This is a genomic window from Xanthomonas albilineans, from assembly GCF_009931595.1.
Classification (GTDB): Bacteria; Pseudomonadota; Gammaproteobacteria; order Xanthomonadales; family Xanthomonadaceae; genus Xanthomonas_A; species Xanthomonas_A albilineans.
Genome location: NZ_CP046570.1, coordinates 1,576,902 through 1,592,182, shown reverse-complemented (window position 1 = coordinate 1,592,182; position 15,281 = coordinate 1,576,902). Strand labels below are relative to the sequence as shown.

Here is a 15,281-nt window from a genome sequence, read left to right as displayed (position 1 = left end):
ATAAATCGCTTAGAGGAGATATCAAAATGGCACAAGTAATTAACACCAATATTATGTCGCTGAATGCTCAGCGCAACCTCAATCTCAACAGCGCCAATCTGGCGACGACGATTCAACAGTTGTCGACAGGTAAGAGAGTGAACAGCGCCAAGGACGACGCTGCCGCCATTAATATCGGCGAGAATTTCACTACCCAGATCAACGGCCTGAACGTCGCTGGGCGCAACGCCAACGATGGCATCTCGCTGGCGCAGACCGCCGAAGGCGCGATGGTCGAAATCGGCAACAACCTGCAACGCATCCGCGAGCTGGCGGTGCAATCGGCCAACGCCACCAACTCCACCAACGACCGTCAGGCGCTCAACGCGGAAGTCACTCAGCTGACCTCGGAAATCGACCGCGTCGCCAACCAGACCGACTTCAACGGCACCAAGCTGCTGAACGGGTCATTCACCGGCGCACTGTTCCAGGTCGGCGCCAACGCTGGCCAGACCATCGGCATTAACACGATCGTCGATGCCAACATCAATGTGCTGGGCAAGACCGGCTTCGCCGCCGCCCAGACCGGTTCGGCCGCGTTGGCCTCCGGCACCGCGACAGCCAGCGGCAGCTTCTCCGGTATGGTTGTCAACGGCATCAACATCGATAGCGTCAGCGTCGCCACTGGCGACGTCGGTTCCGATGTGTCCACCAAGATCGCCGCCGCGATCAACAACAAGATGGACCAGACCGGCGTCTACGCCTCGGTCGACAGCACCAGCGGCGCGCTGAAGCTGGAATCGATCAAGGGTGGCCAGGACTTCTCGTTCACCGCGGGCTCCGCCACTGGCGCCACCGGCATCACCTTCAGCAATGCAGGCATTGCCGCTACTGCCACCGCCGCGACAGGCAGTACGAACTACGTGAAGGATCTGGACATCAGCACCTTTGACGGTGCGCAGAAGGCGCTGAGCATCGTCGACAACGCGTTGAAAGCGGTGAACTCCTCGCGTGCCGACATGGGTGCGGTCCAGAACCGCTTTACCTCCGCCATCGCCAACCTGAGCTCCGCCTCGGAGAACCTGTCGGCATCGCGCAGCCGCATCATCGATACCGACTACGCCAAGACAACCGCCGATCTGACCCGCGAGCAGATTCTGCAGCAGGCCGGTACCGCGATGCTGGCGCAGGCCAAGTCGGCTCCGCAGAGCGTGCTGAGCTTGCTGCAAGGCTAAGCAAAGCGATATACAAGTCGCATCAGGCCCACCCGCAAGGGTGGGCTTTTTTTTACCTGCGGATTGATGGGCACAAAAATTGCTTTCACATCCAGACAATCACAAATTGTAGACAAGATACTCAAGCATCGCCGTCCCCTGCCGATAGTTCTCCCAAGCGCTGGCCATTCCTGTGCCAGTCACCGTAAGGAAGGCCACCATGGCTGCTACTTCTTCAATCATGTCGTCCATCGGCTCTGGCCTGGACATTCCCACCTTCGTCGCCAATCTGGTCGCCCAAGAGCGCGCGCCCCAGCAAGACCGGATCAACAAAGACGGCACCGCATCGACTGCCCAACTCTCGGCACTAGGGACGATCAAGGGCGCGATGTCCAATCTGCAGACCGCGATCAAATCCCTCTCCACCAGCGCCGATACCGGCGCGTTCAATGCCACTGTCGCCGATGGCGCCGGGTATACCGCCAGCGTCACCTCGAACGCCACTGCGGGCAATTACAACGTTGAAGTGGTCAGTTTGGCGCAAGCGCAAAAGCTAACCTCGGCGGCTTATGCCAGCACCGCGACGGTCGGTAACGGCACATTGACGATCGCCTATGGCACTAACTCGCTCAATGTCACCATCGTCCCAGGCAGCACACTCAACGATATCGCCGCGGCGATCAACAAGGCCGCCGGGGGCAAAGGTGTGAGCGCCAGCGTGGTCAACGCCGACGATGGCAACCACCTGGTCCTCAATGCGGTGAGTACCGGAACGGCAGGAGCATTGACCGTCAAAGCTTCCGGTGGCGACGGCGGTCTGGCCGCATTAACCTATCCAAGCAGCAGCAGCAGTAGTAGCAGTAGCAGTAGTAGCGCTAGTGGCATGACCCAGAATACCGCCGCCACCGACGCGGTCGTGCGCGTCGACGGTTTTACACGCACCTCCAGCAGCAACTCCATCGCCGATCTAGCCCCTGGCGTCGTCCTGAACCTGACCAAGGCCATTCCGGGCAGCACGTTCAAACTCAACATCGCCAACGACAACAGCGCGTTGAAGGGAAATTTGACTGCCCTCGTCAGTGCTTACAACGCAACCAATACCGTGCTGAACTCCTCCAGCGACTACAATGCAACCACCAAGACATCCTCCCCGTTGACCGGCGATGCGATGGTGCGTGGGCTGCAGCAATCATTACGCAAGCAGGTCAGCGACAACATCACCGCCCTCGGCGCGCTAGGGGTCACCATCGACAAGGACGGCGTAATGAGCTTCGACAGCGGCAAGTTCGACAGCGCGATGGCCAGCAACTCTGCTTCGGCCAAGAGCATGTTCGGCGCCAATGGCAGCTTCACCTCAGGGATGAACACCCTGCTCAACGGCAATCTGGACGGGACCAACGGGACACTGACACAACGCACCAACGCGCTCAACAAGCACATCAGCGACCTGACCGATCAACTCAGCGACCTGGACAAACGCATGTCGACGCTGAGCGACCAGTACACTGCCAGATTCAGCGCAATGAATACACTCGTCGCACAAATGCAATCCATTCAAAGCAGCCTTGCCCAACAATTTGGATAATGAAAATCGCGTCAAAAAAGCTCAAGTCCACATGCATTCCAGCCGATATATTATTTAGTAGCAACAGTCATTTCGGACTGGCAGCATGCAACCGCAGCGGCATCTTTGCCGTCAACGGTGACAATGCGATGCAATAGGTCACTTGAGGGATTTTCATATGTATGGTTCCAGTCGCCAATGTGCCGAGCAGTATCGCAAGATGAGCATCTCCACCAGCATTACCGATGCGAACCCACACAAGCTGGTGGCGATGTTGTTCGATGGTGTATGCCAGCGTATCCGCCAAGCACAGGCATCCATGGCACAAGGCGACCAAGCGCGCAAAGGCAAGGCGATCGGTCAGGCCTGCGCCATCGTCAGCCATCTCAACGGCTCGCTCGATCATCAAGCTGGCGGTGAGATCGCCAACAACCTCTCGGCTCTGTACGATTACGTGATGCGCCGACTGACCGAAGCCAATCTGCATAACGACGAAAGCGCGCTGATCGAATCGTTGGAATTGCTCAGCGAGATCAGCGGCGCCTGGAACGCCATTCCGGTGCAACAGCGGGAACTGACTGAGGCCGCTGTGGCATGAGTACTCCAACCATCAGCATCGCCTCGTTGCATGCCCAACTGACGCAGTTGCAGCAGGTGCTTAAGACCGACGAACATGCCCTTGCCGAGCGTATTGTCACCGATCACGCGGAGCAACTACAGCAATATCTGCAACAGGACGGCGTGGACATCTCGCGTGAAACGTTGCAGAAACTGCTGCAACGGCAACAAGCTGTGACCGCGCAGATGCTTCAGTTACGCGACGAGGCAGCCGCTTGGCTACGCGCCAATCGCTATTTCAACAATGCCACCCGCTTATATTCGCAAGCTGGGTTAATGAGATGAACGGCGTGTCCGACGGCACCTTGCACCATCGTGCCGAGACAGAACTGTTCCACGACACGCTGAGCTGCGAACTGACATTACCTGCCGACTTTCTGCTCGGGCACGGTATTGGCCGCTTGGGCGCAGCCGAAACGCTACTGAGAGGACTCGCCCAGGTCGAGGATCTGCGTGCAGAGGACGGTAGCGACGAGCGCGGCGAAGCCTCCCTGCATTTGCAGCGCATGGACGCCAAGCTCGACCTGATGCTGGTAATGCTTGGCCGGCTGGCCCGGCAACACGAAGACACACTGCCGCTGCGCCCATTGCGCTGGTCGCGGCGCGGCATCCGGCTGGAATTGGAGAAGCACTCTGGCGCCCTCCCCGGGGCTGCAGGCCTGCTCCGGCTGCAACCGTCCGACTGGTTGCCCGATCACTTGGAACTGCCGGTACAGGTTCTGGACGAAGCCACTGACTCGGGCCGTTTCCATCTCTGGCTACAATTCGAGACACAACCGCCAAGCATGGAAGAAGCGATGGAACGTCATCTGTTTCGCCTGCACCGGCGACAGATCGCCGGCAGCAGGCGTGCCCGCTGAGCAAGCGCCACCTGCCCACTGCCCCCCGGCAAGGTTGGCGGCAGCCACCGACTGGGCTAATGTGCCATTCCTGAAAGAAGGATCTTGCACCGTGCGAGTCATCATAGTCGACGATCACACCCTGGTACGCGCCGGCCTGAGCCGGCTGCTACAGACGTTCGCGGACGTCGATGTGGTCGCCGAGGCCAGTAATGCCCAGCAGGCGCTGGACCTGACGGTCCTGCATCGCCCCGATCTGGTACTCATGGATCTCTCCCTACCCGGACGCAGCGGTCTGGATGCGCTCACCGATGTCCTGCACAGCGCGCCTAAAACCCGTGTGGTGATGATGTCCATGCACGATGACCCGGTACATGTGCGTGATGCGCTGGACCGCGGCGCCACCGGCTTCGTGGTCAAGGACGCCGCGCCACTGGAATTGGAACTAGCGCTGCGCGCGGCCAATGCGAACCAAATGTTCTTGAGCCCGCAGATCTCCTCCAAAATGATCGCGCCGATGCTCGGGCGCGAACGCCCAGTCGGCATTGCCGCACTCTCGCCACGGCAACGCGAGATCCTGCGTCAGATCGGTCGCGGTCAAAGCAATAAAGAAATCGCATCGGACCTGGGCATCAGCGTCAAGACCGTGGAAACCCATCGCGCGCGGATGATGGAATCGCTCGGCTGCAGGCGTGCCAACGATCTGGTGTTGCTGGCCGCGCGCCACCAGAACGAGTTGATCTGAACCGTCGTGACGTCATCCCGACACCTGGTGCTGGCATGACGTTTGCCTGTACCTGGTGAACGACGGCACCACGCCGTCGGCTCTCCACCCAGTCTGGCTTGACACCGTCGACAGTCCGACGCTCCTGACAAGCCTGTCAGGATTTTCCCTACATGCCGTCAGGAATTTGACCACCTCGCTCAGAAACCCCCTGATTCTGTTACCGTCGGATGGCAAGCACTATGCATTCCATAGGCGCTGAAGGTTTTGCGTCGAGCCGAGGAAGTTCGCATGAAGCCAACCGTTTCCGCCCAATTGGGCCAACAACTGCATCTGACACCGCAACTCTTGCAGTCGATCCGACTGCTGCAGCTCGATGGTTTGCAATTGGAAATGGAGATCCGGCGCGCGCTGGAAAACAATCCGCTGCTGGAACTGGAAGAACCCGAAGCGGCGACCGAAGCAGAGACTGCGGTCGAAGCGGTCCTGCAAACCGCAGCATTCGACGAATTACCGGAACCCTCGATGTGGGATGTCCCGGCCACCGGCTGGAACGACGGCGAAGATGACCGCCTGCAACACATCGCTGCTGGCGAGTCCACCGACCCGCACCTGCGGGTACTGCAACGGCTGGCGCTGGAATTGCCCCCGCGGGAGATTGAAGCAGCCGCGTTCTGGCTGGAGCACTGCGACGATGCCGGTTACCTCGACGACGCGCTGGACACGCTGACCCTACTCGCATGCACGCGCCTGGATCTGTCCGCCGCGCAGGTGGAGACGGCGCGCCAGCGCCTGCTGCACGGCGATCCCGCCGGACTAGCCGCCTGCGATCTGCGCGAATGCTTGCACGTACAACTGCACGATCTGCCGGGTCCAGTCCCCGGCCGCCATTTGGCCGCGCGCATCCTCGATGGCGACCTGCACCTGCTGGCCAGCCATGACTACGCGCTGCTGGCACGCAAACTCGACGCTGAAGCCGAAGACGTCCGCGAGGCGGTCCGGCTCATCCTGTCGCTGCAACCGCGCCCCGGTGACAGCCTGCAACCGCAAGATCTTGGCCATGTGATCCCCGACGTGGTCGCCTGGCAAGCCGACGGCAGCTGGCGTGTGGCGCTGAACCCAGCAACCACTCATCGTGTCAATATCAACCCCATGCACGAGCGCGCCCTGGCCGAGGCAGGCGAGGCGGCGCAGCCGCTGCGCGAAATGCTGCAAGAGGCCCGCTGGCTGACCCGCGGCCTGTCGATGCGCTACGAGACCCTGCTTCGCACCACGCGTAGCATCGTCGAACATCAAGCTGCATTTCTGAACAAGGGCGAAGAGGCCATGGCGCCACTGACCCTGAAAGAAGTGGCCGATGCGATCGGCATGCACGAGTCCACCGTCTCGCGGATCACCACCGGAAAATATCTGCAAACACCGCGCGGCACCTTCGAGCTGAAGCACTTCTTCGCCGTGCGCCTGGAAGGCGCGGCGGTGTCCGGTCAGGCGGTGCGCGCGATGGTGCGACGGCTGATCGAAGCCGAGCCAAGCAGCCGACCGCTAGCCGACGAGGCGATCGCTGCGCTACTGTCGCGTCAGGGGGTAAACGTGGCCAGGCGTACCGTGGCCAAGTATCGTGAACAATTGGATATCGCTCCGGCACGCGAGCGCCGCCGCGGCAGCAAGCCGCTACTGGCCCGCACAGGCTAAGGGAACTACCGCACATGAACAAATTGTCCGTACTTCTGGTCGACGACCACGAAGGCTTCATCAACGCAGCGATGCGCCACTTCCGCAAGCTCGAATGGATGGACGTGATCGGCAGCGCCGCCAATGGCCTGGAAGCCATCGAACGTTCCGAGTCGCTACGCCCGCAAGTGGTGCTGATGGATCTGGCGATGCCGGAAATGGGTGGACTGCAGGCCACCCGCCTGATCAAGACACAGGACCAGGCACCCTATATTGTGATTGCCAGCCATTTCGACGATGCCGAACACCGCGAGCACGCCATGCGTGCCGGGGCCGACAACTTCGTCAGCAAGCTGTCCTATATCCAGGAAGTGATGCCGATCCTGGAGGGGCTACGTACCGAAGGAGTACCGACATGAGCGAATCGCGGATCCTGGTGATCGATGACGACGCCTTACGCGCCGAGCGTACTGTCAGCCTGCTCGAATTCATGGATCTCAACCCACGCTGGGTCACCGATGTCGCCGACGTCCAGCCTGGTCGCCACCGCCAGACCGAGTGGATGGCGATCCTGGTCGGCGGGCTAGAGGACCAAGTGCAGGCCGATGCATTTTTCGGCTGGGTCGCACGCAGTCCGTTGCCACCCCCAGTGCTATTACTCAACGACGACGCCCAGGCATTCGCGCAACGGCATGGCCTGCACGAGGCCAATGTGTGGCAACTGGAAGCACCGCTGCGTCATGCGCAACTGGAGACACTATTGCGCCGCGCCAGCCTCAAACGCTTGGATGCCGAGCACCAGGCCGGCGCCGCACAAGACAACGGGCCAACCGGCAATAGCGAGGCGGTCACCCTTTTGCGGCGGCTGATCGACCAAGTGGCTGCCTTCGACACCACGGTCCTGGTGCTCGGCGAGTCCGGCACCGGTAAGGAAGTCGTGGCCCGCGCGATCCACCAGAAATCGCCGCGCTGCGATGGCCCATTCGTCGCGATCAACTGCGGCGCGATCCCGCCAGACCTATTGGAAAGCGAACTGTTCGGCCACGAAAAAGGATCCTTCACAGGCGCTCTGAGCGCGCGCAAGGGCCGCTTCGAGATGGCAGAAGGCGGCACGCTGTTGTTGGACGAAATCGGCGACATGAGTCTGCCGATGCAGGTCAAATTGCTGCGCGTACTGCAGGAGCGTAGCTTCGAGCGCGTCGGCGGCAACGTCACCATCCGCTGCAATGTGCGGGTGATCGCAGCGACCCACCGCAACTTGGAAGAACGCATCGCCGACAACCAATTCCGGGAAGACCTTTTCTACCGCCTCAACGTGTTCCCGATCGAGATGCCGGCGCTGCGCGAACGCAGCGACGATCTGCCCGCGCTGGTCCACACCATCGCCGCGCAACTGGCACGCACTGGACGCGGCGAGGTACGCTTTTCCGAAGAGGCGCTGCAAGCATTGTGCAACTACGAGTGGCCGGGCAACGTGCGTGAGTTGACCAATCTGGTCGAACGCTTGGCGGTGTTGCATCCGGGCAGTCTGGTGCGGGTGCAGGACTTGCCGGCGCGTTACCGCGGCGATTTCGCCTCCTCAATCGACGTCTCTGCGCCACCGTCGCCGGTCACGACAACGGAGCCACGGCGGCTACCCAACGTGGTCGACCTGCGTACCGGCGGCAAGCTGCATGGCGAGTACTCACAGGCTACGCAAGTGGCTGCAACGCTGCCGGAAAGCGGGCTGGATCTGCGCGGACACATGGCCAACATCGAGTTGGCGCTCATCAACGAAGCGCTGGAGCGCACCCAGGGTGTGGTCGCGCACGCAGCGCAGTTGCTGGGTCTTCGCCGCACCACACTGGTCGAAAAACTGCGCAAGTACGGCATCGACCGCGATCAGGCCGAACTGGCCAGCTGACACCACCAAGGGGACGGCCACCGATACAGGCCGCCGCGGAAACCGCATCGGCACGTCACGATCCTGGGAATACCTGCCGTCGTGGCATCCAGACGCTGTCACTAGAGGGATTGTCTACGCAAGCAGACGCTGGCCAGCTGCGGCACGGTCTGCATGCCTGTCGCATGTGTCAGTGTGTCCTGGAGAGAGTGGACAGGCATCAATGGCATATGGCTTGCTTCACCTCGCAGTGAACCGGTCGCATACATCCGCGCCCTTGGATTCTCCACCCGTCGCCAGGCAGGCCACCATGCCCATTCCCGTCACCAGTCCGCTGCTGCCGCCCCTGGAGGAGTTCGTACCGTATCTGGAAAAGATCTGGCGCAGTCGCATCCTGACCAACGGTGGCGACATGCACCAGGCACTGGAAAAGGCGCTGGCGGATTACCTGGGCGTCAGCCATCTGGCGCTATTGACCAACGGCACACTGGCCTTGCTCACCGCACTGCAGGCGCTACGCATCACCGGCGAGGTCATCACCACGCCCTACTCGTTCGTCGCCACTACACATGCCCTGTTGTGGAAAGGGATCAAGCCGGTGTTCGTCGACATCGACCCACTGACGATGAACCTGGATCCGCTCAAGATCGAGGCGGCGATCACCCCGCACACCACCGCAATCATGCCGGTGCATTGCTACGGCACGCCCTGCGACACGGCAGCAATCGAGCGCATCGCCGACACCTACAACCTCAAGGTCATCTACGACGCCGCGCATGCGTTCGGGGTCAAGGACGCGGGAGGCTCGCTGCTGCGTCACGGCGACCTGAGCGTGCTCAGCTTCCATGCCACCAAGGTGTTCAACACCTTCGAAGGTGGCGCCATCGTGTGCCCGGACGCGAAAACGTACCAACGCATCAGCCGGCTGAAGAACTTCGGTTTCGTCGATGAAACCACCGTGGTCGCTACCGGCATCAACGGCAAGATGAGCGAGATCAACGCCGCGTTCGGACTGCTGCAACTGCAACATATCGATGCCGCGCTGGCGCAGCGCGGCGCGATCGATACGCATTACCGGCGACGCCTGGAGCAAGTGCCTGGAGTCCGCTGCCTGCCGCCACGTGCGCCAGGGCTGGCCAATTACGCCTCGTTCCCGATTCTCATCGAAGAGGCGTTTCCATTGAACCGCGACGCCCTGCATCGCTTGATGCGCAGCCACGGCATTGTGGTCCGGCGTTATTTCTACCCGCTGATCAGCGATTTTCCCATGTACCGCGGTCTGCCCTCGGCGGCACCCGCCGGGCTGCCGGTTGCCCGGCAGATGTCCGAGCGGGTCCTGTGCCTGCCGATCTATCCCGGTCTGACTCCGGAACAGGTCGACGCAATCGCCGACCTGATCGCCGCGGCGGGCGACATCGCATCCGCTTCAACGTCCAGTTACACCCCTTCCTCTTTCGCAAATTCCATGGAAACAGCATGAGCCAAGCCGCATTTATCGAAAATTTCCTGTCTGCGACAGATTTTCAGACTCCGGTCGAAGTGAACCTGGAAACCGTGTTGCGGGCGTTGCCCGAATGGGATTCGCTGGCGGCGTTGGGTGTCATCGTGATGTTCGATATGGAATACGGCAAGACCATCACCGGCGAGCACCTGACTGCGGCCATCACCGTGGGCGATCTCTATCAGCTGGCCGAGGCATAGTCCATGCCCACGTCCACGCTGCACAACGTGCGTTTTGCCGGCATGGCGACCTGCGTCCCGAAGCGGGTCGTCTCCAATCTGACCGATTGCCGGCCGCAGATCCGCTCCGAGCGAGAGCGACTGGTGCGCAACATCGGCATCGAAACCCGGCGCATGGCCGCGGATTGGCAGTGCTTTTCCGATTTGGCTTTCGATGCAACACAGGTGCTGCTGGAACAACTGCAGTGGCAACGCGAGGACATCGATGCGCTGATCGTGGTCACCCAATCGCCGGACTATCCGGTCCCGGCGACCGCAATCATCCTGCAAGACCGACTCGGCTTGCCGCACACGACCGTCGCCTTCGACGTCAACCTGGGCTGCTCGGCGTATCCGTTCGGGATCAATCTCCTTGGCGCGATGATCGCCTCCGGCGGGGTCAAGAAAGGGCTGCTGCTGGTCGGCGACCGCAGCGCCACCTTCGACGATCCGATCTTTTCCGATTCCGGCACCGCGACCGCGCTGGAATTCAGCGCCAATGCGCCGCCGATGTACTTCGATCTCAACAGCGATGGCAGCGGCCACCGCGCGATCATCCTGCCGGTGGGCGGGCATCGCGAGCCAATCGGGGTACAGCATCTGATGCCCTACCGTGCCGACGAAAACGACTACTGGCACCGCGGCGTGGACTTGCAACTGGACGGGGTGGCGGTGCTCAGTTTCTCCACCCAGCGGGTGCCGCCAGCGGTGCAGAAACTGCTCGACTACAGCGGCGTCTCCAAGGACCAGATCGACTACTTCGTGTTCCACCAGGCCAACCGGATGATCAACGAGACCATCCGCAAGAAGCTGGGCCTGCCAGCGGACAAGGTTCCCTCCACCCTGCACGACTTCGGCAACACCAGTGGCGCCTCGCTCCCGGTCACCATGACCGCACGGATCAACAAGCAACTGGAGTCCGGCCGCAAGCGCGTGCTGCTATGCGGCTTCGGCATCGGCCTGTCGTGGGGCACATGTCTGGTGGACATCGAGGACGCCGTGTTTCCCGATTTGATCGAGTCCTGAACATGGCGCCTGTCGCAAGCACAGACGCCTTTGCACTCAAGGGCAAGACCATCCTAGTGACCGGCGCCTCCTCCGGCATCGGCGCAGCCGTCGCCACCTTATGCGCACGGCTGGGGGCCACGCTGGTGTTGAATGGACGCGACGAGACGCGGCTGCAGGCGGTGGCTTCCATCCTGCACGGCAGCGAACACCGCACGGTCGCCGGCGACCTGACCGAGGAGGCAACCCGCACCCGCCTGCTTGAAGCCGCCGAGCGTTACCACGGCCTAGCCTCGTGCGCCGGCATTGCCGCGCTGGTGCCGTTCCGGATGGCCGCCGAAAAGCATTTGCAGCAGATGCTGGCGGTGAACTACCTGGCACCGATCATCCTGACCCAGCAGTTGCTGGCCAAGCGCCGCCTGCACGAGGGCGCGTCGCTGGTATACATATCGGCCTTGAGCGCACGCGCCGCGCCTCCGGCTGGCACAGGATACGCTGCCTCCAAGGCCGCGCTGGAAGCAGCAGTGCGCACCTTGGCCTTGGAACAAGGCAAACACGGCATCCGCGCCAATTGCATCGCGCCCGGCTATGTGCAAACGCCGATGCTACAGAAGCTGGGAAGCGCTGCGGATATGGGAGACAGAGTCGGGCTGAACGCGCTGGGCGACATCGACCCCGACGATATCGCCAAGGGCGCGGTCTACCTCCTCTCCGCTGCCAGTCGCTGGGTCACCCGTACCACCTTGACCATCGACGGCGGAACTTCCATGCCGATTCGCCTATGAGCCAAGAAGCCCTTATGCACTCTCTAGATGAAACGTCCACCCTGCTGCGTGAGCTGTACGGCCTGCAAGACAAAAGGGTGCTCATCACCGGCGCCTCCAAGGGCATTGGCGAAGCGGTCGCCAAAGCCTGTGCCGGGGCCGGGGCTCAACTGCTCGTCGCCGGCCGCGACATGCCTCGGCTGCAGGCCCTGCTCGATGCGCTGCCGGGCAACGGTCACCGCCTGTTCACAGGCGACCTGTGCGATGCAAACATAGTGCAACGCCTGGCGACCGAGAGCGGACCGCTGGACGGCGTGGTACACAGCGCCGGCATCCGCGGCCTGTCGCCGATGAAACTGATCAGCGATAGCACCTTCAACGAGGTGACGACGATCAACTACATCGCGCCGACGATGCTCACCCGGCATCTGCTCGCACGCCAGGCACTGCGCCCTGGGGGTTCGATCGTCTTCCTCTCCTCGATCGCCGCACTTACCGGCACCGTCGGTGTCGGCGCCTACTCCGGCTCCAAGGCCGCGCTGATCGGCGTGCTGCGCCCATTGGCGCTCGAACTGGCGCGACGCAAGATTCGTGCGAATGCATTATGCCCGGCACTTGTCAACACCACCCTCGTCAATGAACACAAGGATTGGCTAGCGGAAACGGCCAAGCGCTACCCGCTTGGCATCGGCCAGCCGGAAGACATCGCCCTGGCATGCCTTTACTTTCTTTCTGACGCCAGTAGCAAAGTGACCGGACAAGCATTCAACATGGACGGTGGCGTGGAACTGGTATGAACGCTTGTCCAGAGACGCCACGTGAGCATGTGCTAATCGTCGGTGCCGGCGGCTTCGGCCGTGGTATCGCCGCCATGGCATATCACGACGATCCTAGCCATGGTCGCGTCTGGGACATCAAGGGTTTTCTCGACAGCCGCAACGAACTCGGCCAAGGCCTGCGCTGGCCGCTGCTCGGCGATCCGGACACCTACCAGCCGGTGCCCGGCGATCTGTTCGTATGCGCGCTCGGCGACCCGGCCGCACGCCGTCGCTACAGCCAGCCGCTGCTGGCGCGAGGTGCAAACTTCATCGTTCTACGCCCGCATTTGCGCGAAGCCTCACCCACGCCCATTGGGCGCGGCAGCCTATTCGAGGTCGGCGTTGGGATCGGCGCGGACTGCCGCATCGGCGAGTTCGTCACCATCCTCGCCACCACCATCATCGGCCACGACGTGGTCATCGGCGACTACGTACAGATCGGCAACTTCGTGTTCGTCGGTGGCGGCGTCACCATCGGCAGCGACGTGGTCATCCACCCGCATTCCACCCTGATCCCCGGGATCACCATCGGCGATGGCGCGGTGATCGGCGCCGGCAGTGTGGTGGTCAAGAATGTGCCGCCGCAGGTCACCGTGGCCGGTAATCCGGCGCGCGTCATCTTCCAACGTTGATACTGGCGACCAGGATCCTCGCGCATGCCACGTCACGCACTCGACGCCACGCACTACACCAGCCCGGACACCTTTCGCCTGGAGCAACAACGGCTATTCGGTCGGCTATGGATCTTCGTCGGCTTCGCCTCGCTGGTGCGCGAGCGCAACCAATTCTTCGCCCGTCAGGTCGCCGGCGTGCCGGTGCTGGTGCAACGCACCGACGCTGGCATCCGCGCCTTCCTCAACCAATGCCCGCACCGGCAATCGGCGATCCAGAGCGAACCCCACGGCAAACGCCCCTTGGTGTGCCCGTACCATGCCTGGTCGTTCGGCGCCGAGGGCGAGCTGCGTGGGTTGCCCAATTCCGGCCTGTACCAATTCACCGCAGAGGAAAAAGCCGGCATCTGCCTGACCAAGCTGCACCTGCAGCAGGTCGGTGAACTGCTGTTCGTGAATCTGGCCGAACAACCCTTGCCGTTGGAGGAGCAATTTGCCCCCGAGTTCCTGGAGAACCTACGCGTCGCGTCATCGCATCTGGATTCGCAGATCATCTATAGCTGCCATCGCGTGCGCTACAACTGGAAGCTCAACATGGAGAACGTGAAGGACTACAACCATCTACCGTTCATCCATCCAAAGACCTTCAATCCGCTGATGACCGCCACTCCCAAGTCATCCGCTCAGGTGGAACGGCCGGCCGAAGTACCATCCGTGGTCGAGCAGTTGCTGCAAGCAGGCCACGCCCCTACCCTCGATGCGCTGAGCTTCCCGGCCAAGGCGGAAATGGCCGACCACGACAATTGGTACCGCCCACTGTGCGAGCGCTATGGCGAGGATTCGGCGTTCTACAACTGGTTCCTCTATCCGAACGTCAACCTCTACAGCGTACGCGGCGACTCCTTCGTGCTGCAGCAGTACGACCCGATCTCGCCCCATGAAACAGACTACCATCTGTGGGTCGCCACCGCGCGCCGCAAGAACGAGCGTACCGATTTCACTGCGCTGCTGAGTACCTTGATCCGCATCGAGCATCAGGTCATCGCCGAGGACACCGCCGTGTTGGAACGCCTGCAAGCGCACCTCGGCCCCCATTCCCCACCGAGCATGCACGGCGACTACGAAACCGAACTGGTCCGCCAGCACCTGTGGTACCGCACCAACGTGCTGGAGGAAGCACGATGAAAACGTTGCTGCTACTCGGCGAAGGCGACGCACTGGAGCAGGCACGACGCACCGCGCAAGCATGCAGTTTGGCCCATGTCAGCCTCGCGCTGCACTCCTCCGACCGCTACAACTTCGACCTGAGCGAACTGCACACTAGCCATGCGGCGGCGGACACTGAAGTGTTCGTCGCGCTCGACGAACGGGCGGTGAATCAGTCCCGACACAAGCTGCTGGCCGACGTGCGTCTGGCCGGCTACCGCACCATCGATCTGGTCTGGCCGCAGGCGCATCTCGATGCCGGCGTGCGGCTGATGGGCAATGTGTACGTGGGGCCTGGCTGCAATCTCGCGGCGGGCAGCAGCATCGGCGCGGGTACCTGGCTGGAACGGCAGGTGATTGTCGAACAGGATGTCACAATCGGCGCCTGCGCCACGCTGCATGCCGGCGTCCATCTTGGACGCGGCACCCAGATCGGCCAAGGCAGCACCCTGGGCAGCGCCAGCATGACGCTCAATGGCAGCAAAATCGGCCGGCACTGCGAATGGTTGCTTCCTGGGATGCTGCCGGAGGTATTGCCCGACCGTTGCTTTTACGATGCGATGATGCCGAACGGAGCACGGATTCTGTGCTAACGCCACATCACAAATCTAGCCGCAACACACCGATGTATCAGAACTGTCCAACATAAGCGCCTGAAGGCGATATA

General features: G+C 61.8%; 18 protein-coding genes. 17 read left to right on the top strand and 1 reads right to left on the bottom strand.

Features of this window, described 5'->3' with window-relative positions:
- The first annotated feature begins 26 nt into the window (after positions 1 to 26).
- Positions 27 to 1,214: a flagellin gene (locus tag XaFJ1_RS06740; RefSeq protein WP_012915928.1), complete on the top strand. Its 1,188-nt coding sequence runs from the start codon at positions 27 to 29 to the stop codon at positions 1,212 to 1,214.
- Positions 1,215 to 1,313: 99 nt separating this feature from the next.
- Here the strand turns inward: XaFJ1_RS06740 and XaFJ1_RS16355 are convergent, their stop codons facing one another.
- Positions 1,314 to 1,445: a hypothetical protein gene (locus XaFJ1_RS16355; protein ID WP_268747616.1), complete on the bottom strand. Its 132-nt coding sequence runs from the start codon at positions 1,443 to 1,445 to the stop codon at positions 1,314 to 1,316.
- Between XaFJ1_RS16355 and fliD the strand changes: the two genes are divergently transcribed.
- The 16 genes from fliD (at position 1,414) to XaFJ1_RS06660 (ending at position 15,207) form a co-directional block, all read left to right on the top strand.
- Positions 1,414 to 2,778: a flagellar filament capping protein FliD gene (gene fliD, locus XaFJ1_RS06735; protein WP_012915927.1), complete on the top strand. Its 1,365-nt coding sequence runs from the start codon at positions 1,414 to 1,416 to the stop codon at positions 2,776 to 2,778. The genes XaFJ1_RS16355 and fliD overlap by 32 nt on opposite strands.
- A 157-nt stretch (positions 2,779 to 2,935) precedes the next feature.
- On the top strand, positions 2,936 to 3,355 hold the full coding sequence (gene fliS / locus XaFJ1_RS06730) for a flagellar export chaperone FliS (protein WP_012915926.1): 420 nt from the start codon (positions 2,936 to 2,938) through the stop codon (positions 3,353 to 3,355).
- Complete coding sequence (locus XaFJ1_RS06725) at positions 3,352 to 3,660, top strand: hypothetical protein (RefSeq protein ID WP_012915925.1); 309 nt, start codon at positions 3,352 to 3,354, stop codon at positions 3,658 to 3,660. Before fliS ends, XaFJ1_RS06725 begins: the two co-directional genes overlap by 4 nt.
- Positions 3,657 to 4,235, top strand: a complete 579-nt coding sequence (locus XaFJ1_RS06720; RefSeq protein WP_012915924.1) for a PilZ domain-containing protein — start codon at positions 3,657 to 3,659, stop codon at positions 4,233 to 4,235. Before XaFJ1_RS06725 ends, XaFJ1_RS06720 begins: the two co-directional genes overlap by 4 nt.
- A 91-nt stretch (positions 4,236 to 4,326) precedes the next feature.
- Entirely contained in the window at positions 4,327 to 4,959 is a 633-nt protein-coding gene (locus XaFJ1_RS06715; RefSeq protein WP_012915923.1) for a response regulator, read from the top strand.
- Positions 4,960 to 5,229: 270 nt separating this feature from the next.
- Positions 5,230 to 6,630 carry an RNA polymerase factor sigma-54 gene (gene rpoN / locus XaFJ1_RS06710; RefSeq protein WP_012915922.1) on the top strand — a complete coding sequence of 467 codons (1,401 nt, stop codon included), beginning with the start codon at positions 5,230 to 5,232 and terminating at the stop codon, positions 6,628 to 6,630.
- A 14-nt stretch (positions 6,631 to 6,644) separates the two neighbouring features.
- Entirely contained in the window at positions 6,645 to 7,028 is a 384-nt protein-coding gene (locus XaFJ1_RS06705) for a response regulator (RefSeq protein WP_012915921.1), read from the top strand.
- The gene (locus XaFJ1_RS06700; RefSeq protein WP_012915920.1) at positions 7,025 to 8,512 is read left to right on the top strand and encodes a sigma-54 dependent transcriptional regulator; all 1,488 of its coding nucleotides are present in this window, start codon (positions 7,025 to 7,027) and stop codon (positions 8,510 to 8,512) included. The genes XaFJ1_RS06705 and XaFJ1_RS06700 overlap by 4 nt, the downstream gene beginning before the upstream one ends.
- Before the next feature lie 289 nt (positions 8,513 to 8,801).
- Positions 8,802 to 9,971: a DegT/DnrJ/EryC1/StrS family aminotransferase gene (locus tag XaFJ1_RS06695; protein ID WP_012915919.1), complete on the top strand. Its 1,170-nt coding sequence runs from the start codon at positions 8,802 to 8,804 to the stop codon at positions 9,969 to 9,971.
- A complete protein-coding gene (locus XaFJ1_RS06690; protein WP_012915918.1) occupies positions 9,968 to 10,192 on the top strand; it encodes an acyl carrier protein in 225 nt (74 codons plus the stop codon). The genes XaFJ1_RS06695 and XaFJ1_RS06690 overlap by 4 nt, the downstream gene beginning before the upstream one ends.
- A 3-nt stretch (positions 10,193 to 10,195) precedes the next feature.
- Entirely contained in the window at positions 10,196 to 11,236 is a 1,041-nt protein-coding gene (locus XaFJ1_RS06685) for a ketoacyl-ACP synthase III (protein WP_012915917.1), read from the top strand.
- Positions 11,237 to 11,238: 2 nt separating this feature from the next.
- Positions 11,239 to 12,000, top strand: coding sequence for an SDR family NAD(P)-dependent oxidoreductase (locus XaFJ1_RS06680; RefSeq protein WP_012915916.1), 762 nt, complete (start codon positions 11,239 to 11,241; stop codon positions 11,998 to 12,000).
- 14 nt (positions 12,001 to 12,014) lie between these two features.
- Positions 12,015 to 12,776: an SDR family NAD(P)-dependent oxidoreductase gene (locus tag XaFJ1_RS06675; RefSeq protein WP_012915915.1), complete on the top strand. Its 762-nt coding sequence runs from the start codon at positions 12,015 to 12,017 to the stop codon at positions 12,774 to 12,776.
- Positions 12,773 to 13,429, top strand: coding sequence for a NeuD/PglB/VioB family sugar acetyltransferase (locus tag XaFJ1_RS06670; RefSeq protein WP_012915914.1), 657 nt, complete (start codon positions 12,773 to 12,775; stop codon positions 13,427 to 13,429). Before XaFJ1_RS06675 ends, XaFJ1_RS06670 begins: the two co-directional genes overlap by 4 nt.
- A 24-nt stretch (positions 13,430 to 13,453) precedes the next feature.
- The gene (locus tag XaFJ1_RS06665) at positions 13,454 to 14,593 is read left to right on the top strand and encodes an aromatic ring-hydroxylating oxygenase subunit alpha (protein ID WP_012915913.1); all 1,140 of its coding nucleotides are present in this window, start codon (positions 13,454 to 13,456) and stop codon (positions 14,591 to 14,593) included.
- Positions 14,590 to 15,207, top strand: a complete 618-nt coding sequence (locus XaFJ1_RS06660; RefSeq protein ID WP_012915912.1) for an LbetaH domain-containing protein — start codon at positions 14,590 to 14,592, stop codon at positions 15,205 to 15,207. The genes XaFJ1_RS06665 and XaFJ1_RS06660 overlap by 4 nt, the downstream gene beginning before the upstream one ends.
- Positions 15,208 to 15,281 lie beyond the last annotated feature (74 nt).

Coding starts and splice junctions, on each gene's coding strand:
- XaFJ1_RS06670 (WP_012915914.1), top strand. CDS start 12,773: ATGAACGCTTGTCCAGAGACGCCACGTGAGCATGTGCTAATCGTCGGT.
- fliS (WP_012915926.1), top strand. CDS start 2,936: ATGTATGGTTCCAGTCGCCAATGTGCCGAGCAGTATCGCAAGATGAGC.
- XaFJ1_RS06725 (WP_012915925.1), top strand. CDS start 3,352: ATGAGTACTCCAACCATCAGCATCGCCTCGTTGCATGCCCAACTGACG.
- XaFJ1_RS16355 (WP_268747616.1), bottom strand. CDS start 1,445: ATGGACGACATGATTGAAGAAGTAGCAGCCATGGTGGCCTTCCTTACG.
- XaFJ1_RS06720 (WP_012915924.1), top strand. CDS start 3,657: ATGAACGGCGTGTCCGACGGCACCTTGCACCATCGTGCCGAGACAGAA.
- XaFJ1_RS06700 (WP_012915920.1), top strand. CDS start 7,025: ATGAGCGAATCGCGGATCCTGGTGATCGATGACGACGCCTTACGCGCC.
- XaFJ1_RS06665 (WP_012915913.1), top strand. CDS start 13,454: ATGCCACGTCACGCACTCGACGCCACGCACTACACCAGCCCGGACACC.
- rpoN (WP_012915922.1), top strand. CDS start 5,230: ATGAAGCCAACCGTTTCCGCCCAATTGGGCCAACAACTGCATCTGACA.
- XaFJ1_RS06695 (WP_012915919.1), top strand. CDS start 8,802: ATGCCCATTCCCGTCACCAGTCCGCTGCTGCCGCCCCTGGAGGAGTTC.
- XaFJ1_RS06685 (WP_012915917.1), top strand. CDS start 10,196: ATGCCCACGTCCACGCTGCACAACGTGCGTTTTGCCGGCATGGCGACC.
- XaFJ1_RS06690 (WP_012915918.1), top strand. CDS start 9,968: ATGAGCCAAGCCGCATTTATCGAAAATTTCCTGTCTGCGACAGATTTT.
- XaFJ1_RS06660 (WP_012915912.1), top strand. CDS start 14,590: ATGAAAACGTTGCTGCTACTCGGCGAAGGCGACGCACTGGAGCAGGCA.
- XaFJ1_RS06680 (WP_012915916.1), top strand. CDS start 11,239: ATGGCGCCTGTCGCAAGCACAGACGCCTTTGCACTCAAGGGCAAGACC.
- XaFJ1_RS06675 (WP_012915915.1), top strand. CDS start 12,015: ATGCACTCTCTAGATGAAACGTCCACCCTGCTGCGTGAGCTGTACGGC.
- XaFJ1_RS06705 (WP_012915921.1), top strand. CDS start 6,645: ATGAACAAATTGTCCGTACTTCTGGTCGACGACCACGAAGGCTTCATC.
- fliD (WP_012915927.1), top strand. CDS start 1,414: ATGGCTGCTACTTCTTCAATCATGTCGTCCATCGGCTCTGGCCTGGAC.
- XaFJ1_RS06740 (WP_012915928.1), top strand. CDS start 27: ATGGCACAAGTAATTAACACCAATATTATGTCGCTGAATGCTCAGCGC.